The 25,398-nt window shown below is 41.1% G+C and carries 26 protein-coding genes; 9 read left to right on the top strand and 17 right to left on the bottom strand.

What is annotated here, in order from left to right:
- Positions 1-21: 21 nt before the first annotated feature.
- On the top strand, positions 22-765 hold the full coding sequence (prpE, locus tag ABE28_RS06210; RefSeq protein ID WP_064466568.1) for a bis(5'-nucleosyl)-tetraphosphatase PrpE: 744 nt from the start codon (positions 22-24) through the stop codon (positions 763-765).
- Positions 766-867: 102 nt separating this feature from the next.
- Here prpE and ABE28_RS06205 read toward each other — a convergent pair whose 3' ends face one another.
- Genes ABE28_RS06205 through ABE28_RS06195 form a run of 3 tightly spaced genes read right to left on the bottom strand, consistent with a single transcriptional unit; the run spans position 868 to position 3,249 of the window.
- Positions 868-1,767: an RluA family pseudouridine synthase gene (locus ABE28_RS06205; RefSeq protein ID WP_064466569.1), complete on the bottom strand. Its 900-nt coding sequence runs from the start codon at positions 1,765-1,767 to the stop codon at positions 868-870.
- 17 nt (positions 1,768-1,784) lie between these two features.
- The gene (locus tag ABE28_RS06200) at positions 1,785-2,579 is read right to left on the bottom strand and encodes an NAD kinase (protein ID WP_064466570.1); all 795 of its coding nucleotides are present in this window, start codon (positions 2,577-2,579) and stop codon (positions 1,785-1,787) included.
- Between the two features lie 49 nt (positions 2,580-2,628).
- Positions 2,629-3,249: a GTP diphosphokinase gene (locus tag ABE28_RS06195; protein ID WP_064466571.1), complete on the bottom strand. Its 621-nt coding sequence runs from the start codon at positions 3,247-3,249 to the stop codon at positions 2,629-2,631.
- 301 nt (positions 3,250-3,550) lie between these two features.
- On the opposite strand from ABE28_RS06195, the gene ABE28_RS06190 reads away from it, so the two are divergent.
- The 4 genes from ABE28_RS06190 (at position 3,551) to ABE28_RS06175 (ending at position 6,314) form a co-directional block, all read left to right on the top strand.
- Entirely contained in the window at positions 3,551-4,129 is a 579-nt protein-coding gene (locus tag ABE28_RS06190) for a CYTH domain-containing protein (protein WP_064466572.1), read from the top strand.
- 59 nt (positions 4,130-4,188) lie between these two features.
- Entirely contained in the window at positions 4,189-4,815 is a 627-nt protein-coding gene (locus ABE28_RS06185) for a lytic transglycosylase domain-containing protein (RefSeq protein ID WP_064466573.1), read from the top strand.
- 204 nt (positions 4,816-5,019) lie between these two features.
- Complete coding sequence (locus tag ABE28_RS06180; protein ID WP_064466574.1) at positions 5,020-5,424, top strand: globin domain-containing protein; 405 nt, start codon at positions 5,020-5,022, stop codon at positions 5,422-5,424.
- A complete protein-coding gene (locus ABE28_RS06175) occupies positions 5,421-6,314 on the top strand; it encodes a ClpXP adapter SpxH family protein (RefSeq protein ID WP_083231967.1) in 894 nt (297 codons plus the stop codon). The genes ABE28_RS06180 and ABE28_RS06175 overlap by 4 nt, the downstream gene beginning before the upstream one ends.
- Positions 6,315-7,139: 825 nt before the next feature.
- Here ABE28_RS06175 and pepF read toward each other — a convergent pair.
- From pepF to ABE28_RS06130, 6 genes are all read right to left on the bottom strand, one after another.
- Positions 7,140-8,957: an oligoendopeptidase F gene (gene pepF, locus ABE28_RS06160; RefSeq protein ID WP_064466576.1), complete on the bottom strand. Its 1,818-nt coding sequence runs from the start codon at positions 8,955-8,957 to the stop codon at positions 7,140-7,142.
- 182 nt (positions 8,958-9,139) lie between these two features.
- A complete protein-coding gene (locus tag ABE28_RS06155; RefSeq protein ID WP_064466577.1) occupies positions 9,140-10,351 on the bottom strand; it encodes a competence protein CoiA in 1,212 nt (403 codons plus the stop codon).
- Positions 10,352-10,449: 98 nt separating this feature from the next.
- Positions 10,450-11,958, bottom strand: coding sequence for a cardiolipin synthase (cls, locus tag ABE28_RS06150; RefSeq protein WP_064466578.1), 1,509 nt, complete (start codon positions 11,956-11,958; stop codon positions 10,450-10,452).
- A gap of 75 nt (positions 11,959-12,033) precedes the next feature.
- Positions 12,034-12,702: an adaptor protein MecA gene (gene mecA, locus ABE28_RS06145; protein WP_064466579.1), complete on the bottom strand. Its 669-nt coding sequence runs from the start codon at positions 12,700-12,702 to the stop codon at positions 12,034-12,036.
- A gap of 475 nt (positions 12,703-13,177) precedes the next feature.
- The gene (spxA, locus tag ABE28_RS06140; protein ID WP_034314502.1) at positions 13,178-13,573 is read right to left on the bottom strand and encodes a transcriptional regulator SpxA; all 396 of its coding nucleotides are present in this window, start codon (positions 13,571-13,573) and stop codon (positions 13,178-13,180) included.
- Between the two features lie 938 nt (positions 13,574-14,511).
- Positions 14,512-15,093 carry a GNAT family N-acetyltransferase gene (locus ABE28_RS06130; protein WP_064466580.1) on the bottom strand — a complete coding sequence of 194 codons (582 nt, stop codon included), beginning with the start codon at positions 15,091-15,093 and terminating at the stop codon, positions 14,512-14,514.
- Positions 15,094-15,188: 95 nt separating this feature from the next.
- Here ABE28_RS06130 and ABE28_RS06125 point away from each other — a divergent pair, with 95 nt between their 5' ends.
- On the top strand, positions 15,189-15,377 hold the full coding sequence (locus tag ABE28_RS06125; protein WP_064466581.1) for a hypothetical protein: 189 nt from the start codon (positions 15,189-15,191) through the stop codon (positions 15,375-15,377).
- 52 nt (positions 15,378-15,429) lie between these two features.
- Here ABE28_RS06125 and ABE28_RS06120 read toward each other — a convergent pair whose 3' ends face one another.
- Entirely contained in the window at positions 15,430-16,599 is a 1,170-nt protein-coding gene (locus tag ABE28_RS06120; protein ID WP_257390727.1) for a putative glycoside hydrolase, read from the bottom strand.
- Positions 16,600-17,151: 552 nt separating this feature from the next.
- On the opposite strand from ABE28_RS06120, the gene trpS reads away from it, so the two are divergent.
- Positions 17,152-18,138, top strand: coding sequence for a tryptophan--tRNA ligase (trpS, locus tag ABE28_RS06115; protein ID WP_064466582.1), 987 nt, complete (start codon positions 17,152-17,154; stop codon positions 18,136-18,138).
- 291 nt (positions 18,139-18,429) lie between these two features.
- On the opposite strand, the gene ABE28_RS06110 is transcribed toward trpS, so the two are convergent.
- The 4 genes from ABE28_RS06110 to ABE28_RS06095 form a co-directional block, all read right to left on the bottom strand.
- Positions 18,430-19,185: a YjbA family protein gene (locus tag ABE28_RS06110; protein ID WP_064466912.1), complete on the bottom strand. Its 756-nt coding sequence runs from the start codon at positions 19,183-19,185 to the stop codon at positions 18,430-18,432.
- A gap of 116 nt (positions 19,186-19,301) precedes the next feature.
- Positions 19,302-20,060, bottom strand: a complete 759-nt coding sequence (locus tag ABE28_RS06105; protein WP_064466583.1) for a DUF2268 domain-containing putative Zn-dependent protease — start codon at positions 20,058-20,060, stop codon at positions 19,302-19,304.
- Between the two features lie 121 nt (positions 20,061-20,181).
- Positions 20,182-21,420 carry a beta-ketoacyl-ACP synthase II gene (gene fabF, locus ABE28_RS06100; protein WP_064466584.1) on the bottom strand — a complete coding sequence of 413 codons (1,239 nt, stop codon included), beginning with the start codon at positions 21,418-21,420 and terminating at the stop codon, positions 20,182-20,184.
- A 49-nt stretch (positions 21,421-21,469) separates the two neighbouring features.
- Positions 21,470-22,405 carry a beta-ketoacyl-ACP synthase III gene (locus tag ABE28_RS06095; RefSeq protein WP_064466585.1) on the bottom strand — a complete coding sequence of 312 codons (936 nt, stop codon included), beginning with the start codon at positions 22,403-22,405 and terminating at the stop codon, positions 21,470-21,472.
- Positions 22,406-22,603: 198 nt separating this feature from the next.
- Between ABE28_RS06095 and ABE28_RS06090 the strand changes: the two genes are divergently transcribed.
- The gene (locus ABE28_RS06090) at positions 22,604-22,843 is read left to right on the top strand and encodes a hypothetical protein (protein WP_064466586.1); all 240 of its coding nucleotides are present in this window, start codon (positions 22,604-22,606) and stop codon (positions 22,841-22,843) included.
- Between the two features lie 43 nt (positions 22,844-22,886).
- Here the strand turns inward: ABE28_RS06090 and ABE28_RS06085 are convergent, their stop codons facing one another.
- From ABE28_RS06085 to ABE28_RS06075, 3 genes are all read right to left on the bottom strand, one after another.
- Positions 22,887-23,069 (bottom strand): ComZ family protein, encoded by a 183-nt coding sequence (locus ABE28_RS06085; RefSeq protein ID WP_034314525.1) that lies wholly within the window; start codon positions 23,067-23,069, stop codon positions 22,887-22,889.
- 187 nt (positions 23,070-23,256) lie between these two features.
- Complete coding sequence (locus ABE28_RS06080; protein WP_064466587.1) at positions 23,257-24,081, bottom strand: Rossmann-fold NAD(P)-binding domain-containing protein; 825 nt, start codon at positions 24,079-24,081, stop codon at positions 23,257-23,259.
- A gap of 102 nt (positions 24,082-24,183) precedes the next feature.
- Positions 24,184-24,906: a hypothetical protein gene (locus ABE28_RS06075; protein WP_064466588.1), complete on the bottom strand. Its 723-nt coding sequence runs from the start codon at positions 24,904-24,906 to the stop codon at positions 24,184-24,186.
- A gap of 294 nt (positions 24,907-25,200) precedes the next feature.
- Here ABE28_RS06075 and ABE28_RS06070 point away from each other — a divergent pair, with 294 nt between their 5' ends.
- The gene (locus ABE28_RS06070) at positions 25,201-25,392 is read left to right on the top strand and encodes a YjzD family protein (RefSeq protein WP_064466589.1); all 192 of its coding nucleotides are present in this window, start codon (positions 25,201-25,203) and stop codon (positions 25,390-25,392) included.
- Positions 25,393-25,398: the final 6 nt, after the last annotated feature.

Below are 25,398 nucleotides of genomic sequence, written 5' to 3'. Positions count from 1 at the left end.
AACAAACAAAGGGTGTGACTAATGAACATCGATATCATCGGGGACATCCACGGATGCTTCCCTGAATTCAAGCAGCTGACAAAAAAAATGGGCTATACTTGGGAGACCGGGATACCGCTCCATCCTTCCGGAAGGATTCTTGGCTTTGTTGGGGATTTGACCGACCGCGGTCCAAACTCCCTCCAAGTAATCGAGGTTGTCCATGAATTAGTCATAAATCAAAAACTGGCAAAGTATGCACCAGGTAATCATTGCAATAAGCTGTACCGTTATTTTTCAGGCAATAAAGTCCAAGTATCGCACGGATTAGAGACTACAGTAGCTGAATACGAAACCCTGAGCATCAGGGAGCAAAAGAAGATCCGCAAAAAATTCATGGAATTGTATGAACGTTCCCCACTCTATCAACACCTGGATGAGGGCCGTTTGATCATTGCACACGCCGGCATTCGCAGGGATTATATTGGCCAATATGGCAATAAAGTAAAAACCTTTGTTCTTTACGGTGATATCAATGGCTCCAAACATCCAGACGGTTCTCCAATCAGGAAGGATTGGGCCGGGTCCTACGAAGGGAATGCCTGGATCGTGTATGGACATACACCGGTTCCACATGCCAGAAAAGTCAATCGTACATACAACATTGATACCGGCTGCGTCTTCGGTGGCAAATTGACCGCCATTCGATATCCTGAAATGGAACTACAAGACGTTCCTTCGTCCATGCCCTATCTAGCAGAAAAATTCAGGACTTCTTTCGATTAATCAAAAAAACTCGCCAACTTGGTGAGTTTTTTGTTCTATGGATTTTTTTTGCTTGTATTCGTTTTTTTGATTACAGGTTCTTTATGTATGAGATCACTTCTCTTACTTCCCTTTGAGCAAATTCTTCATATCTTCAGGAAGCTCTTGCTGAAACAGCATCATCTTCTTCGTGAAGGGATGCAGAAATTTCAATTCAAAGCAATGAAGGGCTTGGCGATCGATCTCCTCCCTTCTTCCCCCATATAAATCATCACCTGCCAAAGGATGACCGATATGAGCCATGTGAACCCTTATTTGGTGCGTCCTCCCCGTTAGGAGTTCCAATTTAAGAGATGTATGGGAATCAGTGTGTGCCGATACCTCGAATAAGGTGCATGCATACCTGCCATCTTTACGAACTTCCCGTTCAATGATGCTCGTGGATTTCCTCCCGATAGGCGCTTCAATGACTCCTCCAGGGCCAGCAACAAATCCTTCTGCAACGGCTTGGTATCTCCGTTTCACTTGACCCATTTTTTGCTGTTCACTCAATAGGTGATGGATGTGCCGGTGCTTGGCAATTAAAACCAAGCCTGAAGTATCCCTATCCAGCCTTGTAACGATATGGATCGTTGCCTGTATTCCCGTTTTCTTATAATAACCAGCTAAGCCATTTGCAAGACTGCCGTTTGGATGCTCCCGGGACGGGATGGTATTCATGGACGGCGGCTTGACGACCACCAAAACGAATTCATCTTCATACTTGACATCCAGGGGAATCCGTTCCGGCAAAAGCCCTCCGCTTGCCTGCTCTGGAGGAAAAATGACCGTCACGACATCTCCAGCTTCAATGCGTTCCCTGACGGTGACGTTATTGCCGTTTACCAAGATAAATCCACCTTTAAACTTAATATCCGTTAATGCCCGCTTTGAAATATCACATTTGCTGAGAAACTCTCGTAATAAAGAACCGGAATCCTCTTCAAAAACCGACCAAGTCATAGAAAAGTTTTGATTTGACATGTGGTGAATGTATCTCCTTAATTAGCAATGAATGAATCATGCACTCTTTTCCAGAAAGGAAAAGGGCGAAATCTGGCAAAGCGTATCTTTTCATCAGCCACCCGGCACTGAATCGACTTTACATCCTCTTGAAGAAGAGTTAAATGATCGATCGTAATTTGGAAATTGACTGCATTTACAGGCCTGAACATACACGTATGATGCGCGGGCAGCAAAAGTGGCGAACCAACCGTCCTAAACACACGGTTATTGATGGATGCCAATTCGGTTATCTGGATGGCATCGATGGAAGGGTGGACGATGGCCCCCCCAAGAGCCTTATTATATGCCGTGCTGCCCGATGGGGTGGCAATGCATAGACCATCACCGCGGAACGTCTCGAAATGCTGCCCTCGTATTTCGACATCCATGACGAGCGTGCCCTCGACGCTCTTGACTGTCGATTCATTTAAAGCCAAAAATCTGGCTTCACGCCCTCCATGCTGATAGCGGACGATCGTTTCCAACAACGGATATTCCACAATCTGAAAGGGGGTTTTCGCCAGAGCTATCACCAATTTTTCGATTTCATCCGGGGTCCAATCTGCATAAAAACCAAGATGTCCAGTATGCACACCAACAAAGGCCGTTTTATCTAAACGATTCTTATAACGGTGGAAAGCATATAATAATGTGCCATCACCGCCGACCGAAATGACGATATCCGGCTGGTCCTCGTCGTATTCCAACTGAAAGTCCTGGAGGTACGTTCGCATCCTTTGCATCAAAGTATTCGATTTTGCATCTCCTTTTGACGTAATCGCGAATTTCATGTAATCCCACCTTACCTTTAAATTTCTTCTTAATTACCCATTCAAGCGTTCAAGAATCCTTCTTCCTTGAAAAGAGGCGCTGTGCTTCCTGGATTTCCGTCCGGATTTGCGACATCTCTGCATCAAGCAGAAAAGCAGCTTCCGCCGCACGTTTCAGCCGCAGTTGAATATCTTCCGGAAAAATGCCTTTATATTTATAATTTAACGAATGTTCAATCGTAGCCCAAAAATTCATCGCGAGCGTCCTGATTTGAATTTCGGCAAGGATATTTTTTTCGCCATGGATCGTCTGGACCGGATACCTGATGACGACATGGTAAGAACGATAGCCGCTTGCTTTCTTATGGGAAATATAATTCCTTTCCTCGACGATTTCGAAATCATTGCGGCCCCGTAAAAGTTCAACTACTTGCTCAATATCATCCACAAACTGGCACATCATCCTAAGACCAGCAATGTCCTGCATCCCCGTTCCCAATTTATCAATCCGAATGTCCTTCTGACTCGCCTTATCCAAAATGCTGACAATCGGCTTTACCCTGCCCGTAACAAATTCGATCGGGGAGTGAATGTTCTCCCTCTCAAACTGCTTCCTCAATCCCTTTAGCTTAACCTTCAATTCTTCGACAGCCTGTGTATACGGTGCCAAGAAATCGTCCCAACTCTCCATTGCCACACCACCTATATCTATCTAAAAAGCGCCTGTTCAACTCTGGTATGGGCAGAACGCTCTCTCCTTATCCAGCGGTCCTATGACACACTGCTTTCACTTCTTTATTTGGTAAAGTTCTTCAATGACAAAAAAATATGTATGATTTCTTCTCATATGTTCAACGTTTATATTTTATCATAACCTGCAAATGATTCCTAAATATTCAAGTATAATAGTAAAAAATTATTGCCTTCCATTTGACAGCTGAATTGGTTCTTATATAGTTAATTTAATTGGAAGATCAGAAAGGAAGAAATACATGAACCAGCATATTGAAATCGAGTTTAAAAACCTTTTGGATGAAAAAGAATTTCGGAAGCTGATTGATCACTTCGAGATCGAAGCGGCGCGTTTCACATCTCAGCAAAATCATTATTTCGATACATCTGATTTCGAATTGAAAAATCGAAGTTCTGCGCTTCGGATCCGAAAAAAAAACGATCGTTATGAACTGACATTAAAGCAGCCAGCCAAAGAGGGATTGTTGGAAACGAATCAAGCCATCACGGCCGAAGCAGCCATCGCATTTTTGAAGGATGGCACATTCCCTGAAGGGTCGATTCTAAGCCTCCTCACTGCAGATGGGTTGGATACGGATGCCTTCACTTGTTTTGGGACGCTGGAGACGGACAGGTTTGAATTTCCTTACAAGGAAGGGTTGCTTGTGTTAGATCATAGTTCTTATTTGGATCAAGAGGACTATGAGCTTGAATATGAAGTGACGGACGCAAAAGCCGGAAAAAATATTTTCATAAACCTGCTTGAAACCCTTCAAATTCCTGAAAGAAAAACCGAAAATAAAGTTAAACGGTTTTATCGTGCCAAATTCAAGGATTGACCCTGATTGAACCATATTCGGAGGTGGAGAGTCTGAAGATCCAGGATTTCAAAACATTTATGGAATTGCAAGCCATCCAGCAATTCACAAATAGAAGCAACTCAAGTACGGATTCATCGCATTCGGTTTTTCAGGACATGCTGTCTGAACTGGTTTCCGGTGAAACGCTAGACGGAACCTCGCAAAAATTGGGCTCCTTATTGGCCACTGTGGAAACGGAAGCGAAGTCCATCCTTCAATCAAGGAATGCAGCATCGATGACTCCTGTCACTCCTGCTCCCCCCACTGAAAAGGTGACGGGGGAATCCGGAACAAATTTTGACGAAATCATCAGCCAGGCAGCCACTTTATATAAGCTGCCGGAAAAACTGATAAAGTCGGTCATTAAACAAGAGTCGGACTTTAACCCTAAAGCGGTCAGTTATGCGGGAGCGGCGGGGCTTATGCAATTAATGCCGGCAACCGCCAGAAGCCTTGGAGTGCATGATGCCACAGATCCGGAACAAAACATCATGGGAGGGAGTAAATATTTAAGTCAGATGATGACCCGGTATGACGGAGACATCCAGCTCGCCCTTGCGGCTTATAATGCAGGGCCGGGAAATGTGGATAAATATAACGGCATTCCCCCCTTCAAAGAAACACGCAATTATGTTCAAAGTGTTTACGGAACATTTTTAAGCTAACGATAACTGACCCCATTCTTCGGGGTCAGTTTTTTCGCGGTCCATCTCTCCTGCAAGGGATCCCAGGTTCGACTTTCCCTCTTTACCCTCTGTGTCATACTACAGATGTAAAATTTTCTTCAAGCTATATATTTGTTATATCACGACGTCATTGATAAAATATGAATAAATATCAACCATTTTTCTTTTAAAGGAGTAATCAACATGATGCAAGGGAACCCTACACCATATGAAACAATTGGAGAAGGGCAATTACACAGGTTAATTGATGTGTTTTACTCCAACGTTAGTCAACACCCTGATCTGAAGCCGATTTTCCCTGACGATTTAACAGATACGGTCCGTAAACAAAAACAATTCATGACGCAATATCTAGGCGGTCCGTCTTTATATACCGAAGAACATGGCCACCCCATGTTGCGGGCTCGACATATACCTTTTGAAATTACACCAGAACGTGCGAAGGCATGGCTATCATGCATGTACCATGCCATGGACGAAGTGGGCCTTGAGGGTGAAATTAGGGAATTCTTCTATCATCGCCTTTATTTGACGGCACAGCATATGATCAATACATCCGGTACGGACGGGAAAGGAGAAGAAAGTTGAGCGCACATAAACCAGTTTTCAACATTTCCGATTGGATTAAAACACAGCATTGCTACGATATAGGAAAAAAGCCAATTGAAATTTATGTTTTTGTTGATCCGCTTTGTCCCGAATGCTGGGGCTTAGAACCAATTATTAGAAAATTACAGATAGAATATGGTCAGTTATTCAGCTTACGCCATGTTTTAAGCGGTAAGATTGATTCTCTTAATATGGGGAAAAATAAAAATTTTGAAAACCTTGCTCATGTTTGGGAAAAGACAGCCAGTCGCTCGGGAATGTCCTGTGACGGAAGCCTTTGGTCCGAAAACCCAATCTCTTCTCCATATACAGCTTCCATCGCCATAAAAGCAGCTGAATTGCAGGGCCGAAAATTGGCCATTCGCTTTTTAAGGCAGCTTCAAGAATATGTATTCATCGGGAAAAAGGATATTTCCGATATTGGTATTCTAACGGAGTGTGCCGAGAAGGTTGGGTTGGATGTCGAGGAATTCCTATACGACATCAATTCTTCAAGTGCAGCAAGGGGCTTTCAATGTGATATGAAAATCACGAGTGAAATGGAAGTGACGGAAATCCCTTCTCTTGTCTTCTTCAATCAAAACATTGAAGAAGAAGGAATAAAGGTTTCGGGTGTTTATTCTTACGAGGTATATGTTCAGATTCTAGAAGATATGCTGAACGGTCTCCCCGCACCTGCCAAACCACCCTCCCTTGAAGATTTCTTAAGCTGTTTCAAACTGGTCGCAACCAAGGAAATCGAAACGGTTTACAATATGAACAGAACTACTGTCGAGCTGGAAATGAAAAAACTTGTATTAAAACAGCTGGCTGAGAAAATCCCGGCTAAATATGGGACGTTTTGGAGATACACAAAAAAGCAGTCATGAAAATGACTGCTTTTTTGTTTCATATAAGAAATAAGGGGATGGGAGAAATTTTTCACGATCAAACAAAGGGGTATAAGTTTGTATGTGATTCACTTCACAATAATAACTATAACAGATGACGCATCCATCCATCAACCCTTTGTTCAACATTTCACAATTTGTTCACAAAATAGATCTTATAATCACATATCCCTTTGCAATCACAAACTACAAGCAATTTTATTTTACTTACATGGCGTTAACGATTAAGGAAATACAATATTACATGCTTGAAATTGTTAATCATTTTACCCCTTCATACTCCAGCTTGCCCCTTGCGGCCGTTTGTTTGCCAGATAGAAGAAAAACCCCGACAAATCGTGAAATCCGTCAGGGTTTTTCCTATTTATACGAACAAAGGGGATGGGAGAAATTTCACGACGTTCAAACAAAGGGGTATAAGTTTGGGATGTGAGAACTTCTATATCTGTACTATATCAAGTTATGCACTATCATTGCAAGAACTTTGTGCGATATTTCACATTTTTGTCATATTCTTAGAATACTGCTTATTCCATAACATAAAATCTAACATAGGAGCAAGTCATCCTTTTCAGGTTGGAGGTGCCAAATTGAAAGGCGTCATTTTATCGATACTCTTGATAGGCTCGTTATTTGTCCAGCTGCTCGGAATCATGGACCTCATTCCTTTGTATTTTTCTTCCCCGATTTTATTTTTCGTTTTTTTCATCATACTTCATAGCAGGAATCAGAGGAATCGGTTTAAAGGCTTATAAGGAGACATTACAAAAAAAGACCCGGAGCTGCCCGGGTCCCTTCCGTATCTTATTTATTCAATAGCTCTTCCAATTCATTTAACTTCTCTTCGAATACATTCATGGCTTCTTGGACAGGCTCGGCTTTTGTCATATCGACCCCAGCCTTTTTGAGTACTTCGATTGGATAATCGGAACTTCCCGATTTCAAGAATTCCAAATATCTTTTGACTGCAGGTTCGCCTTCTTCGAGAATTTGCTTGCTCAAAGCTGTAGCTGCACTGATTCCTGTCGCATATTGATAAACATAATAATTGTAGTAGAAATGTGGTATCCGTGCCCATTCCAACCCGATTTCCTCATCTATGGTCACATTCTCGCCAAAGTATTTCTTATTCAGCTCATAATATTCCTTCGTGAGCATATCGGCTGTCAGCGCTTCCCCATTTTGCGCCTTTAGATGGATTGCATGTTCAAACTCTGCAAACATCGTTTGGCGGAATAATGTTCCACGGAAGCCTTCCAGGTAATGATTCAATAAATAAATACGCTTTTTTTCATCTTCGATTGTATTCAATAAATAATCATTCAATAAGTTTTCATTACAAGTCGAGGCGACCTCAGCAACAAATATCGAGTAGTTTCCATATGGATATGGCTGACATTTGCGTGTATAGTAGCTATGGACCGAATGCCCAAACTCATGAACGAGCGTGAATAGGTTATTGACGTTATTTTGCCAGTTCATTAAAATGTATGGATTCGTGCCATATGTACCGGAGGAATAGGCGCCGCTTCGTTTCCCCTTATTTTCATGTACATCGACCCAGCGATTTTCAAATCCTTCTTTCAACACATTTAAATAGTCCTCGCCAAGCGGGGCAAGACCCTTAAGGACATAATCTTTTGCCTCAGCATATGTCACTTCCATCTTCACTTCTTTTACGAGCGGAGTGAATAAATCATACATATGAAGTTCATCCAAAGCGAGTACCCTCTTACGCAATTCAAGGTAACGGTGCAGCAAAGGCAGATTGTCATTAACCGTTTTGACAAGGTTATCGTATACCGTCTCCGGGATGTTATTGCTGCTTAAAGCCGCATGTCTTGCTGAATCATATTTGCGAACCGTCGCATTGAAGTTATGATTCTTCACTTCTCCGGACAAGGTGGAGGCAAAGGTATTGCGGAACTCTCCATACTTGCTGTATACCCCTTTGAACGCCTCCTCACGTACACGACGGTCTTCACTTTCAAGAAAACGAATATACCGTCCGTGAGTGATCTCCACTTCATTTCCTTCTTCATCCTTGATGGTCGGGAATTTCAAGTCGGCATTGTTAAGCATGCCGAACGTATTGCCTGATGCATCGAGTACCTCTGATGCCTGTGCCAATAATTCTTCTTGCTCAGCAGTTAAGATATGGGGCCTTTGAAGACTTATTTCCTCCAAGGAATGTTTATAGAGTTTCAGCTCTTCTTTTTCTTCCAAAAATCCAGCCACTTTGCTTTCATCAATACTCAAAAGTTCAGGTACCATATAAGAAAATGCGGCAGCTGCTTGAGCAAATAAAGCTTTTGCCCGATCTTCCTTCCCTTGATAAAAAGCGTTCGTCGTATCTTGATCATTGCGCATATGTGAATATGAATACACTTTTCCTAGGTTTTCAAATACTTCATCTTGAAGTTGAAGAGCTGAAAATAACTTTTCCGCACTCTCACCAAGCGTTCCTTTGTGTGCATCCGCTTTTTTGAGATCTTCTTTCACCGCTTTAAAGGCGGCTTCCCAATCTTCCTCGGTTGCGAAAATATCTTCAAGTCTCCAAGTATCCTCGGCTGCTATTTCGTTTCTCTCCGGTAAAGTATTCACTTTTGTTTCCTGCACCATAAAAACCCTCTCCATTCTATAGAAAACTTGCCAATCAGCCAATCGACATCAAACTGGATTAAACGCTTCAATCATTACCAGGGAATTGATGCTTTTTCAGTTTAAATCCCCATTCCTATTACTATTTCTCCATTAACAAAAATAATCCTGCCCTTTCTCGTCAATTCAAGGACAAATGAATATCACCCTTGATTATACTGGATATTTCCCTGTTCAATCAGCAATTTATGCTCATGATAAAATTTTCTTTCCATTTTTTGACCTTCTTCACCATTGGAGGGAACGGACATACGCTTTTCAACTGTGAACGCCCCTTCTGTCACCTGCGCTATGTACCCCATCTTCTCCAACAGTTGAAGATATTGCATTAATGGATATTCGGCGGACTTTTCATGCAGCATGGGTAACATTCTGAATTTTATTTCTCCATTTTTTACATGCTTCCAAAAATGTCGGAGAACATCCGTCATGTAAATCATTTCCCCAGGTTTTTGCTTTCCAAACACATCCATGTAAAACCAACCTTGCCACTCCATTGCAGGGGTCTTGATCAATAGCATCCCCTTAACAGGTATCCCAAACTCAGCAGGAATGGTTGCAGCTGCCATCCTTTCTAGGTACAGTCTTTTAAAAAAAGGATCTCCTCTACGTGCCGTTTTCACAACGTGCAGGCACCAATTCTTTCGTTTTTGTCTCCAAGCAGGAAGAAAAGGGAAACTGGAGCATTCTTGAGGTAATAGTTTATGAGGGGGCAGAAGCTCCAAAGGAGCGGTCGTCAATTCGGCAAAGACGGTTCTGGGGGAAAAGGGAGTGAGATTCTTTAACACTGATAATTGGTTCGATTCCGGACAAAACATCCAAAGAAATGGGTGCTGGCAACTGCCGGTGGCGAAGAGCCATTCAAAATCGGATATATGGAATTCATGCTTGTTTTTTCTTTTCAGGCGCTTTGCAGCAAGAATCCATAGTGGCTTGATGCCTATGCTTCGATAAGCTTTTGTACGTTCAATGAATTCGTTTTCCGGTATGGTGGAGCATTGAAATTCTATGGCATAGCGATTGCCTCCTATCGTTGCCAAAATATCTGCCCTTTTCTCAATTTCAGGAAGGTAGGCTTCAAGTTCGACATGATAATCATGTGACGAAAACCAGTGAAATAATTTTCTTTTTCCAGCTAAGTGATAAGCGGATTCCGGTTCCGAGGATGCACGGCACGAATGATTATTTTTATGGGCGAAATGAGGAATCCTGACACTGCCAGCTTTTATCGACATTTCCATCTTGCAGCATGGACAGTAATATTTCCCCGATTCCTTTAATCGCATCAGTAGAGTGGTTGACAGCTTTTCAGGAAGGGTAATCCATGTCCCATCTTTTTTTTTCGCAGTTAGCATAATTCTCCTCCTCTCCCATAACATTCGCTTGAATCGCCATCGATTCCTTTCATTTCAAAAAAAAAATGCCTGATCGGCATAAAACGGAAGATGGATCTTTAAAGAAGTGGTGAAAGTAATCGGCAGGTGGATTCAAGTACTTTCAATCTAAAACTACGATTGGAAAATTCATCCATCTCCACCTCTTGAGACACCTTTAAATCGTTCACAAAGTCATTCACAAGCTGTTGGGTGCTTTCCGTTCTGTAAAGAAAGGCATTGACCTCGAAATTTAAATGAAAGCTTCTCATATCCATATTGGTTGTCCCTATCGAAGCCAACTGATCATCAACAATGATGATTTTGCTATGCATGAAGCCTTCTTTATATTGGAATATGCGCACCCCCGAAGCAAGCATTTCGGGAAAATAGGTTCTCGAAGCATGGTAAACAATCTTTTTATCAGGGTTCTTCGGAACTAGCAGCCTGACATCCAAACCACTTAAAGCAGCTACCTTCAGCGCTTGAAGGATATCATCATCAGGAACGAAATATGGAGAAGCAATCCAGACGGATTTTTCTGCAGCAGTGATCATCTTGAAGAAAATGCTCTTTATGACTGTCCATTCACTGTCCGGACCGCCAGCAATCAATTGGACCCCCCCATGATCACTAGGGGGCGAAACGTCAGTCATTAGATATTCATCCGTTAAGAAGCTACGATTGGTGCTGTAATACCAATCCTGTAAAAAAATGAGCTGTAACGTCCGGACCGCTTCCCCTTTTACGATAAGATGAGTATCACGCCAATAACCGAATTTTGAATCGAGGCCCAAATATTCATCTCCGATATTAAGACCGCCCACGAACCCGACACAACCATCTATCACAATGATTTTTCGGTGGTTACGAAAATTGAACGTATTGTTTAAAAACGGTAGCTGCAAAGGTCCAAAAGCCACCATCTCAACTCCTGCCCGTTTCAAGTCATCGATATAAGAACGAGCCAGCTTCCAGGAGCCAACCGCATCATAGAGAAACCGGATCTCTACCCCTTCACTAGCCTTTTCCATCAAGACATCCTTTAACGCACAGCCAATGCCGTCATCCCTCACAATATAATATTCCAAATGAATATGATGTCTCGCCCTTTTTAATTGCTCGATGATATTGAAAAATGTCTCCTGGCCATTCCGTAAAATCCGCGTTTCAGTTGTAAATGAAACAGGACTATTCCCCAGCCTATTTGCAAGCGTGATTAACTGCTGTGAGCTTTCGCCCATTTCCTTTATTCGTTCGTTATATTCCGCTTCGCCGCTTATTTTCACAAAAGATTGCTTACCCAAAAAATACTTCTTGCGAAAAATCCTTTCTTTTCTGAAATTATGGCCAAACAAAAAGTAAAAAATGCATCCGATGAAGGGAAAAGCGCCAAAAACAACAAGCCAAGTAATCGTTTGAATGGGATTCCTGTTTTCCAGGAAAATGACAAACCCAATTATCGTCAAGAAAAGGGTTAGTATAAGACTTGAATAAAAAACAAATCCTCCTTCGGCTTCTTTTATAAGGAAAAACCAAGGGCCGATCAACAAGAGGAAAAACAGGCTGATGCCAACTATATTCTTCACATAAGCTACCTCCAATTAACAAACGCAGGCACATAGGTCGAAAAGGCCGATTTCTACTGAAATCGGCCTCAACATTTATGCGAAATATTTATCGACCGTTGAGAATACATCATTTTCTATAACTATTTTCCCGTACTCTTCAAGCATGTGCACCGTTATAGGAGACTCTTGGCTGTATTCCAATAAAAGACTTAGAACATTATCGATTTCTTCCTCGTCGATTTCCGTCTCGGAAAATTCAATGTAAAGATAATATTTATTTTGATAAACATAAAGTTTAGTCGTCCAATCATCCAAGCCATGACGCTTGCTTAATGAAATGACGTCTTCGAAATCCTCAAAAGTTGTAATGAACTCAATCATACCGTCTTCGAATGTAATGCCGCTTTCCTCATCCTTACCTTGAAAATGCTGATCAAGGAGCGTATCCATCTTATCCGCTACATTCAAATCCTTTAACTTATCATCTGAAAGAGGCAGCTCGAGCTTCTGACCATCCTTGGCAAGCTGGGCTTTCGTGACCAAGACTTCCAAGCCTTTTTCAAGAGCTTGAACCTGAATCCATAATGGTCCTTCAATCATGAATTCTTCTTCTTGGTGCACTTCATCCATCATTTCCCAAAAAAGTTCCTCACTTCTCTCACGGCTGTACCAAATTTCTTCGCGATCGAAGCCTCTTTCCTCAATATCTATATAGGAAATATAAAATTTAACTGTATCGTCATTAATGCGTTCGATTTCCATGATTCCCCTCTCCCTTCCTTTCTCATTTTGAAGGGATAATAACCCCCAAGCGAAAATTGCCCTTAAAAGCTCTTTACCCGTAAGTGAATACTGTAAATCATGTTAGTCGGTAGAACAGACTATTTTACATCATTTTATGACAAAACCTTGAAGAAGGGAAATAAAAAACATTACTTATCTAAAAAACAATTGTTTGCCTAATATTCCATTCATTCTATAAAAAAATTCATCCGCATGCAACTATCACCATGCGTCCTGTCATTTGCCCCGCACTGCCTCATCATGCCTAATTAAATGCGTCCTTTAACTTTAAATGAAGGCTGACTATAGGATATGCCTGGAAACACCAAACATCCACTCTTGCCTAAGAATCGATAAATGTACCCGATTTTAAAAGGAAAAAGCGAAAAAGAATGCAATATGTATAAAGAAAAAGCCCTGCACAATTCCTGGCAGAGCTTGAAAGACCTTTTAATTAGTTGACCATGCGTTGTGCTTCCCTCAACTGGAAAGTACGAACTTTACGCGGTAAAAAGCGTCTTATCTCATCTTCATTGTAACCGACTTGAAGCCTTTTTTCGTCAAGGATAATTGGACGCCTCAGCAACCCAGGATTTTCCTTAATCAATTTATATAATTCTTGAAGAGGCAGGCTCTCTAAATTTACGTTTAACTTTTGAAAAGTTTTTGACCGTGTTGAAATGATTTCATCAGTGCCATCTTCAGTCATTCGAAGTATTTCCTTTATTTCATCAATCGTTAACGGTTCTGAAAAGATATTTCGTTCTTTATATCCAATCTCATGCTCTTCTAACCATGCTTTTGCTTTTCTGCATGAAGTACAACTAGGTGATGTATATAATGTTACCATGTTTACTCACACTCCCTAAATATAGAATCGGTGATCTATGAGGGGAAATCTACTATTAGTATTCATAAGTACCACTCTAATTTGAAATAATTTTAAATAAGTATTTCATAAACCTTATTATACACTAATTTATTTAAAATGAATACCCTTTTTGATATTTGAAAAAATCCTCTAAAGCTTCTTGTTTTCCCTGTACTATAGCTTTTTCTAATTTTTATGTAATACATTATAAATCCCTTTTCCTAATTGAAAATACCTGGCTATCATTCTCATTTAACTCTCAAATGGACCCTCATATTCCTTTGATTGGCTCGTTACTTTTATGTACCCCCTTTCACTGTCGATAAACAAAGCATATACCTATATTTTCTTTAATGTTAATCGAATTCCTGCTTTCACAAAAAAAACGATGCTTTTAGCATACACTCTTCAAAAAGTAAAAAAAAGGAAACCAAAAGCCCCAGAACGCATTGAACATCTCCCCTCCCGAGAAGTTATACCTATTCATATCCCTATTGAAAGATGACAGTTGTTCTCAGAGAAATCCGCTCCCCTTCCTCTGATCATTGAACCTTTTTTATCGCCTAACTCCCCGAGAGAATGCACCATTTATATCTGCTGAAGCTGTTTTTTCAGCTTTCTTGTACTTTTTCGGCAAACGATGCTGTTTTTTCAGCCTTTCGTGAATTTATTCGTCCTGCTTCCCTCTTTTTCCGTCCGTCCGCGAATTTATTCGTCCTGCTTCCCTCTTTTTCCGTCCGTCCGCGAATTTATTCGTCCTGCTTCCCTTTTTTTCCGTCCGTCCGCGAATTTATTCGTCCTGCTTCCCTCTTTTTCCGTCCGTCCGCGAATTTATTCGTCCTGCTTCCCTTTTTGAAACGGCATACCTTTCTTTTTTTGACAAACCAAAAGGCCGGTATATGACCGGCCCTTTATCTTCATACTTCCATCTTTTTAAAAATATCCGTTTCCTGATTAGCATCCAAGCTTAGCACATCCTCGACGTCCTGATAAGATTTGCCATAAAGATCATCATCTTTGTAAGTATGGATTTCCGAATAAATCTCTTTCATGTAATCGAATACTTCTTCGTCTTCAACTGAAGGGGCAGACGGCCAATATAGAATTTCCATCGGGGTATTCTCCTTGGTGGCAAGCGACTTCCTGCTGTAGGTGATGGAAGAAGCGTGCTTGAAGCCTTCCCTTTTATAAAACCGCAGCCTTTTAAAGGAATCGTCGTCATTTTCTTGGATAGGCTCCACTTCCAATAAAATTGTTTTTTGTTTCTTTTGCAGTTTTTGAATCAATTTCCTTCCTAGTCCTTGCCCTCTTGAGTTTTTGGATACGAATAGATAATCGATGAAAATAAACTCTTCTCCCTCTACATATAATAAAACATGGTCAGGTCCTTCATCTTTTAAATATATTTCTTTCTTATCCTCCAGCAAGACATTTATATGCTCTTTGGACTTCATTTCTTCAATAGGGAAATATTGATTCAATTTTTCATACCAGCTCATGATTCCATCTCCTTTTTAACCATTTTTTCTTTCCATATATTTTCTAATCGTCTAAAATAGAACTAATATATTTTCAAAATATTGGGAGGGTTTTGATGATCAGCTACTTTACGGACTTTGTTTTGGTCGCTGCTTGCGTTATTGGGATTACAGCCGTTAATGGTGTCGTGACGAATGCCATCGGCGAAAAATGGTTCGGCGGGAAACGTCACTCTCATATTTTCGATCAATCCAAACGAATTCAGTCAGGATGGAATCAAGTTGGCGGAAAAAAAAAGCGGTAATTGAGAGAGAATAAGGATGACCGAAACTTTTGCCTCCCGGTCATCCTTTTTTTCACGGGGTATAGTCGACTCCCTTAGTATAGCGATTCGCTGCATTCCACAATAGATATTCATCAATTCCGTTATCGTTCAACGCTTTTATTTGGGCTTCCACTTCTTCCTTGCCATACCTTTGATAATTTCCATCTCCTAAATACGAGGCTGTGAAATCTTGAAGCCACGGCCTGGAAGTTGGTGGGGTTTTCAATTCCTTCAGCTTCTCATTTTCCAATTTGGCATATTCTTTTACGAGATCATAAGGCTCTAAATCAGGTTTATCAATACCAAAATAAGATGTCCAATGGCTTGGATAGATCATTGACGATATAACATCGACATTCTCGGAAATTTTCGTGAAGTTTTGCCCTATACCCGGTGCTTCGGGGAGGGTAGCTGTATACCCGAAAATATCAACCGATACCTTCACGCCGTATGGCTCCAGTCGCTTCTTCGCATAACTTACGAAATCCGTCACTGCCTGAACACGTTTAGCTGTATGACTCACTTTCGCCTCGTCATATTCACCCATATCATATTTCAAGTCGTCTTCCTTATTTTCGAACCCTTCAGGAAACCGGACATAGTCGAATTGGATTTCCTTAAAGCCCATCTTTGCTGCTTCAATGGCAATCCCGACATTATAATCCCATACCTCTTTTAAGAATGGATTAACAAAGGCCTCACCCCGGCCATTCTTCCAAATCTCTTCCCCATCTTGAAAGGACCATTCGGGCTTCTCTTTAGCCAGAAGGGAATCCTTGAAAACAACCACCCTGGCAATCGGATATATTTTTTTATCCTCGAATTTCTTCAGCATTGCCTTTGGATCTTTTATGTAGTCTTTACCAATACCAGCATATGGAGAATCGGAATCTTTGGCTTTATAGGTAATGTTACCCCAGTCATCCTTAATATCGACGACCATCGCATTCAAATCGGTTTCATCTACATATTTAATAAGTTCGTTCAGTTTACTCCCTCCAGCTGCGGGACCGGTGACATATATCCCTCGCACTGCATCCGGATAATCGAATTTCAAACCCGAATCAAAAACAAAACGCGGTGCATTCACAGGCAGTTCTTTAGCTTCTAATGCTACCTGCCTCGTTTCATTCATGCTTTGTGCATGAACAGGCTGTTGAACAAGGAATATGCACACACCTGTCATCAACCATTTACTCATTGGTTTCATTTCCTCCACCTCATTCGCCATCAGTCTTCAATTTTCAACAAAAAAACAATAGACCCCTTTCTTTAATACCACAATGAATCGACATTACTCCTCTATATTACAAAAAATTAATCAAACTCTGCCATACAAAAATTTTATCCATCAAAACATAACCTCCACTTGATGGATAACTTTACATGAAGTGTTCCTTTTAGTGTAGCTTTCCCTAAAATCATCCGAGCATTGTGAAATATAGAAAACGGTTTGATTTTCCTCTAATTCTGCATCCCCAAATTCAAATTTTTTTGATTTGAGGCTTCTTCCCGATTGGATTATACATTTACTATGAATAAATGCTAAAATACAGATATAGTGGACATTTCGTATTCTCAGAAATAGCAACGATCCAGGCCAATTTGACCCTCCACGAGAATTAAATGAGCGTTTACCTTAATGGACGGCCATTTCTTTCAAAGAAAAGTGGATTCATTATCTATTTATCCTTACAATAATGAAGAACGGATATCCATTTATCAAAAACGCAATTAAAGGAGTGACTAGCAGTTGAAAAGGATTTTCTCCGGCATACAGCCATCCGGTTCCGTTACGTTAGGAAACTATATCGGGGCCATGAAACAATTCGTGAATTTACAAAATGAGTATGATTGTTTCTTTTGTATAGTTGACCAGCATGCCATAACCGTTCCACAAGATCGCCTTAAATTAAGGAAAAACATTAAAACATTAGCTGCCCTATATTTAGCCATAGGCCTTGACCCTGAAAAGAATACGATATTCATCCAATCAGAGGTGCCCGCTCATGCTCAGGCAGGTTGGATATTGCAAAGCATTTCCTATATCGGGGAACTTGAGAGAATGACACAATTCAAAGATAAATCAACTGGTAAGGAAGGGGTATCGGCTGCACTGCTTACATATCCGCCGCTGATGGCTGCTGACATTCTCCTTTACGGTACAGATGTAGTTCCTGTTGGGGAGGATCAAAAACAGCACCTTGAATTGACACGGGATTTGGCTGAAAGATTCAACAAAAAGCATAACGACATATTTAAAATCCCGGAAATCAGCTTGCCTACAGAAGGCGCACGTATCATGTCGCTTCAAGAGCCATCAAAGAAAATGAGCAAATCCGATCCCAATAAAAAGGCTACAATTGCCCTGCTGGATGATCCGAAGCAAATTGAAAAAAATATCAAGAGCGCAGTTACCGATTCCGAAGGTATTGTCCGCTATGATAAAGAAAACAAAGCAGGTGTTTCCAACTTGATGGCGATTTACTCCATCTTCAGCGGGAAAACCTATAAGGAGATTGAAGAGTTGTACGAAGGAAAGGGGTATGGCGACTTCAAAAGCGATTTGGCTGAAGTGGTTCTCGCCGAGATCCTTCCTATCCAAGAACGCTATAATGAATTGATCGATTCACCTGAATTGGATGAAATTTTGGATCGCGGAGCAGAAAAAGCTAACAAGGAAGCCAATAAAATGATCAAAAAAATGTATAATGGCATGGGTCTTGGCAGAAAAAGCTAACAGATAAAGACCATTTTTCTCCAATCCTCACGATTTGCAGATAAAAGGGTTTCGGAATGATATCATTCCGAAACCCTTTTTTTATTTTGTGGATTTAGAACCATTATCGAATTTGTCCAATCTTTTCGCTTTGCAACGAGGGGAGTGGCTGATATTCATCCAAGAGACCGCAGGCGCTAAAGCGAAAAGGGCGGGCCCTGCCTCTTTGAAAGGTTAGTGCCCACAAGTGGAAAACGGGATATAGTATAAAAAAAGACGACCCGCACCGGATCGTCTTTTCTTGAAGTATTTCTATAAAATCGATGGGCTATCTCCTGCCTCCACTTGCCAAAGCTTTTCAAAAAAAGGCTGACCCTTCACCAAATTTTCACAAAGTTGAAGGTGCTTATCCGACCAGCCTTCCTTCATTTCCTCATACAACTCGAGCCATGCTATTTGAAAATCCATCTCTTGGATGCTCTCATATTTTTCCGGAGCCCATTCTGTATACCAATAACGGATTTCAGCCGTGTTTTTCGCCGTGAATAACTGATCCATCGCCATGAATAGTAATTGCTTCAGCTGTCTTTCCTTTCTAGTCAAACCATTCATGAATAAGGGTGACGGCGATAAAATGTGATATTCTTTTTCAGATGTAGGTTTTTCAGTAAATGTGTAATCCAGGACATCATGATTTTCTATCATGTCATAAACAATTTGTTCCTGGCGGGGAATAATTCTGCTTTTCCTGATTGGAATATGATAACCTATCGTATCAACAGCTAGAATTCCATTTCCATCAGTTACGATAAAACAATAATCAAGCTGGATTCGTTCATGGTTTTTCCTAGCATATGCTTTTTGATACACATCATTCAGCAGCGGCTTAGGTAATTCTGACAAGTCATTTTCTATGTAGTCGAACAATGTTGCAGACACTTTCAACAAAGGAACTTGATCTAATAGTTCAATCCCATCATCCTTTCGCCATTCGTGAAAATGGCAAATATTATAGCCGTTTTCTTCTCCTTCAAACCAGTTAACCCATACATCATGAAGATATAGCATCATTCATCCCTCACTTAAACAAATTCTGTTTGTCACTCAGTATAGGCAGGAACCATACAATTTATTCCTATTCCAGAAAAGAGATCAAGAAAAAAAAGAAAGTATAAATTAGTTCTTTATAAGAATTCTTCGGATTGGATGATGAAAGATTTTTTTACCGAAATCTTTTCGGATTTCCCTACTAAATAAAAGCCACAGCAGTATCCTAGCATATGTGGATATCCTTTTTGTCCACGCAAAAGGATATCATGAAGGGGTTCCGTACGCTTTATCGAGTGTTGCCCTTCTATATGCTTGCTCCAAAACTCTTGCAGTTTATCCTCCTGATATAACTTGGTCCATCTAGCTAAATACTTTGCACCTAAATATCTCTCGACAGTTCGCTCAGCCAATCCTTCCATGACCATCGTATCCAATAGCGTAAATTCCTTTTGTTCCTTCTCTAAATGATGCAAACGGCACACATGGTGATATTCATGGATCAGCACGGCCTCCATTTCCTTGTCATCTATGTCTTTATCATAAAAAAGGAACAGTTTATCTTCAAATGCCAACCCTGATTTCATTTCATTCGTTTTCTTCCGCATCCCGGAAGACATCAGCGGAAAAATATAAATAGGCACATCTGGCCCGCCCCACAATTTCTTATAAGCCATAAATAGAGCTTGTGTTTTTTTCCACGCATCATTATCACGTAAATGTTCCCAGGTCAGCTTCGTTCTTTGAGTCGGGGAATACATGCCGTGCTTCATTAAATGCTGATAGATCACATCTCCATCAAGAGTATTGCGGAACGCACCTTTAAGTTTTTCCATCATCTGTACCGGACGATCGAAATCCTTCTTCAGCCATTCATCAGTAGAAATAACTCCCATTTTCCTGCCCCCGTTTTTTGACTATCTTATGTTTTCAAAAAGGCAGTTGACACATTTTTTCCCCTTCGGATTCACGACAGCATACAAAAAGGGCAGGTCTAAAAAGACCTGCCCATCTTCATTATTGATATTTCTTGAAAAGAATCGTTGCGTTATGTCCACCAAATCCAAGGGAATTACTGATGGCGGCATTAATCTCGCCTTTCCTTGCTTGATTCGGGATATAGTCCAAATCACATTCAGGGTCTGGGGTTACAATATTGATGGTTGGCGGGAGGATGCTATCCCTGATCGCTTGAATCGTGAATATCGCCTCCACTCCTCCTGCTGCCCCTAACATATGGCCCGTCATGGACTTTGTTGAGCTGATCGCAAGCTTATTAGCGTGATCCCCAAACACTTCCTTGACTGCCATCGTTTCATATTTATCATTATAAGGCGTACTTGTGCCATGGGCGTTTACGTATTGGATATCTTCCGGGTTTAAACCTGCATCTTCAATTGCAATTTTCATCGCTCTTGCTCCGCCTTCTCCACCAGGCGCAGGAGCCGTAATGTGGAAGGCGTCCCCTGTTGAACCATAGCCAGCTATCTCGGCATAAATTTTCGCCCCTCTATTCAAGGCATGTTCCAGATCTTCCAGAACGATAATACCGGCTCCTTCTCCGATTACGAATCCATCACGATTCGCATCGAATGGACGGCTAGCCGTTTGCGGATCTGGATTAGTCGATAACGCTGTGTTTGCACAGAAGCCCGCAACCGACATCTTGGTGATTGGCGCTTCCGCTCCACCGGTGATCATTACATCTGCATCGCCTCGCTGGATGGCCTTAAATGCGTCACCAATCGAATTCGTACCGGTTGCACAGGCTGTTACCGTACATGAATTGATTCCTTTGGCACCAAGCAGGATGGATACCTGGCCTGCTGCCATATCAGGTATCATCATTGGTACGAAGAATGGGCTGACACGCTTGTATCCTCTATTTAAAAAGTTTTCGTGCTGTGTTTCCAATGTTTCCAGTCCGCCTATGCCAGAACCGATCCACACCCCTACACGTGCAGCATTTTCATCCGTTATTTCCAGCTTGCTATCATTATAAGCCATTACTGATGCTGCAATGGCATAGTGAGTGAACCGATCCATTTTGCGCGCTTCTTTACGGTTAATATATGTCTCGATATCAAAGTCCTTGATTTCCGCTGCCACTTTAACGGGGTACTCATCAGCATTCAAGCGTGTTAACGGCCCAATACCCGATTTCCCCTCAATTATATTCTTCCAGCCTGTTTCTGCATCATTACCAACTGGAGAAATGGCTCCAATACCTGTTACTACTACACGACGATTAGTCATTCGAAATGGCTCCTTCCAATATTAAAAAGTTCGTACGTTTATTTGTCTTTTATTTACCCCATCTAAGGGCAATCGCTCCCCAAGTAAGGCCTCCGCCAAAACCGACCATTATAATCAGGTCATTGTCCTTGATTCTTCCCGCTTCCATTTCTTCCACTAGAGCAATCGGAATGGACGCTGAAGAGGTATTTCCATATTTATGAACCGTTTTTGTCATTTTTTCAACAGGAAGTCCCAGACGTTCCCTTGAAGCTTCCATAATGCGGATATTCGCTTGATGCGGGACAAGTAAATCGACATCCTCTTTTGTCAATCCCGCTTTATCAAGTACATTCAGGCTGGATTCCCCCATTTGACGCACTGCGAATTTAAACACTTCACGTCCATTCATGCTAAGGAATTCCCCTTCCTGCATTAGGTACTTCCCGCCAGATCCATCTGCCCCTAATTCGAAGGAAAGGATCCCTTTACCATCTGCCACAGGTCCCACCACAGCTGCACCTGCACCGTCACCAAAGAGAACGGCCGTATTGCGGTCTTCCCAGTTGGTTATTTTCGAAAGTTTCTCGACGCCCACAATCAGCACATACTTGTATGCACCTGTTTGAATGAATTGCTGAGCCGTAATCATCCCATACATAAAGCCTGCACATGCAGCACTTACATCCATGGCAGCTGCCTTTTTCGCTCCTAATTTCTCTTGGATCATGCAAGCGACAGTTGGAAAGGATTGATCCGGCGTCACTGTAGCTACAAGAATCATATCTATGTCTTCAGCAGAAATTTCGGCATTTTCCAAGGCAGCTTTTGCCGCTTCATAAGCCATATCAGAAGTATTTATTTCATCATTGGCGATTCTTCTTTCCTCGATGCCCGTCCTTGTCCGGATCCACTCGTCAGAAGTATCCATCATTTTTTCCAAATCCGCATTTGTTAAGATTTTTTCGGGTAAGTAGCGGCCAAGCCCTAATATTCCAGCGTTCATATTGCCATCCCCTTATATTTAATGAGTTATTATAATCATCTATTATTACCTGGTACTAATTTTATATAAAAAATCACTTCCTTGCAAGGACTAACAGTTTGAAAGTATAAGAAACTGCTTCAGAAGTCGGTTAAGAGCCTATTCCAAGGCAATTTAGGGACATACATTAATAATAAAAGTGATAAGGAGGAAATGATTATGGATATCTTCAACCGCAATAATCGCAGAACCGAGGATGATCATTTTTCGAATTTGATGTTCGGCAGCAGAAAAGTTGAAACGGAGAAAGACGAATTCAAAGAAGGCGAATCCAATGTAGATTACATGAAATTGATGGAGAGCGTCGAAACTTTGATGGGCTTATACGGGCAATACAAGCCAGCCATCGATAAACTGAATTTGAGCCCAATGATCGACAAGTTCTTGAAAAAGGAATAAAAAAAGCAAGGCTGCCCATATATCCGGACAGCCTGCATTTTTATTAACGTTGGGCATCTTGCTTGCCAAGCTCATAGGCTTCTTGCATGACGCTTTTGAAAAGCTCCATGAACGGCTCAGCCATCTCCATTGAGAAGGGAATCCCACTCGCTTCAAGTTTCGCTTTAGCTTCAGGGAAGTACTTCATTGCAATCCCCATAAATTCAAGTGTTTTATCTGAACTCATTTTCGTTTCCTCCTTACTATTGAAAATTCATCATTGATCGATGTAATGCTTAAAGAAAGCTCAATATCATCATAAATCGCCATGTCCCTTTCGTAAAGGGCGTAAATTAAATATCAGGTACCTCTATGGTACTAGACAAAAAGCCGCGAGGCAAATTGTATAATTTTTGGTATTATTTTACACCTCATCAAACTTTTCTCCATTTCTTAAGTAAGCTTAATCGTTTATTATGTTTTCTTTGTGAGGCAACACCTTCCTGCGGATCTGTGTTGCAATGCACCTGAACTATGCTGGCTTTATTGATTTTAGGTGTTGATGGTGAAAGCGATGAAACGATTTCTTCATCAAAAACACACTCGGCACATTTATTCCAGTGATCAGCTATGTTGCTGGAAAGTTGAATGCTTCTATCGGAAGAAGCTACTACATCTTCCAAAGCATTCACGAAATCGGTAACGAAGAGAGCATCCCCTGTATATTCGGTAGCGATGGCCGCTTCGATGACAGACGGTCCTTGTTGATTGATTCCAGCTTCGAAACTCATTCCTTCCGATTGCCAAGGTCCATAAACCGTTGGTAAATATATGATTTTTGCACATTCTACAACTTCAATCGCGGATAATATGGATTGAAACACCCTCTCTTCTTCTATCGGCATGAGTAGAACAATATTTGGAGCTTCGCTCAAACCATTCTTTTTGCATTTCTCAATAAACGAACCGATCTCCCTTAACACAATATCGGTTTTATCCATTTTTCCGTTATACAAATCGTAACAAGATATGAATACCGTGTCCTGACGAGAAATATCCAATAATTTAAGTTTATTTATAGGAAAGTATATATAATTGGCACTTCTACCTATTTCAAGTTCCTTTTCTTCCATAATATGAGGGCTGCCTTCCTTTTCCGTCCAGTCTATTCCGATAACCTCTTCACCTTGGTTCAAAAAATGTTGAGTCACATAAAAACCTATAAATTGATAAGTGCCAATGACAATGAATGTTTGCATCAATACAGCCTCCTCGTATGCCATCAAGCCTGCTTCATCCGGCACATCTAGTTTTTTTAGATGCTGTATCGTATGCAAACCATTGAGGAAATATATCCAAACTCATAAAGACTCTTCATTTTCATTGAAAAATTTCTGGATTTGATATGGGATTTTATAACGTTTTTCGGGAAGTAAATAGGTCAGCTGTAAGTCTGCCTTTCTGGCAAGCTGGATTTGTCTGTATAGGGAGGCTTGCTCTTTCCGCATGCTTCCAAAAATCTGGATCACCTTCATCGGGATTTTCTCCGCAATAACCGAATCTTCGGATTCCAAAATATAACGTTCACATTCTGCTGGCTCGAGCTCATATGCAGCCGCAACCTCGGATAGCCATTTTTTATAGAAAAATTTATTTTCCTTTTCCTTTTCAAGCTGCGCTTTCAAGGAAAAAACCGGATCGATCAGCACGACTGACCGTATATTATTGCCAAGTTCATTCATTAGCTTCAGGGCGAGGAGCGCGCCTGCCCCCTCTGCCAATACATGAACCCTTTTATTGACTATTTCCTTTTTCATGAAGAGAATATATAGATTAAGGGAAAGTTCCATTGCTTTAGGGCTGCCCCAGTTGGCGCCATATAAATTGGAGGAAAATAACGTATAACCGTATCCCTTTAGATGCTCCAATATTTGCATCCTGCCGGGGTGCTGAAGCCAAAAGCTGCTGTCTTTTTCGACAAAATGACTGCGGTCTCCAATAACCAAAACGGAAAAACCACTTGGCCGCTCTGGATAATAGATGATATTCCACTGGTCGTCAATTTGAAAAGTTCGCTGTTCCATCGGTCTAACTCCTTTAAGGAATATTACTACTACTATTTTAATTTATGACGAAAAATAGAAAGGGTCAGTGGAAATGCCTAACTTCGTATCTTAAATTAACCTAGCAGGGATGATTTTTTCATCAATGGACCGCAATGACTCCATAATGACCTTCGATATCGACTGGATTAAGTGTAAGGGTCCCTCTCGGTGAATGGATTGAATTATTTAAAGGGTATTATTAAAAAGCCGTTTTAACTGTATATTAATTATGGTAAGATAAAAAATGAATGTAGTGGAATGAGGTGAAATTCGATGCGTTATGCTTGGACAATTTTTTGGACATTCTTATTAGTGCATATGACTGTATATGTTGTTTCTTCCATGATGGGAGTTTCATACGATGCTGCACAGGGGTCGATTCTAGGAATAGCAGCTTCTATCCTGATTTTGATCATCCCTGCCGTTTTGCCTGCTGGGCCAACAGAAGACTCCCAACAGCATTAAGAAGCA

Origin of the sequence: Peribacillus muralis, from assembly GCF_001645685.2 — a bacterium.
Classification (GTDB): domain Bacteria; phylum Bacillota; class Bacilli; order Bacillales; family DSM-1321; genus Peribacillus; species Peribacillus muralis_A.
The sequence above is the reverse complement of the archived record's forward strand: the minus strand, read 5'-3'. Positions and strand labels throughout refer to the sequence as shown.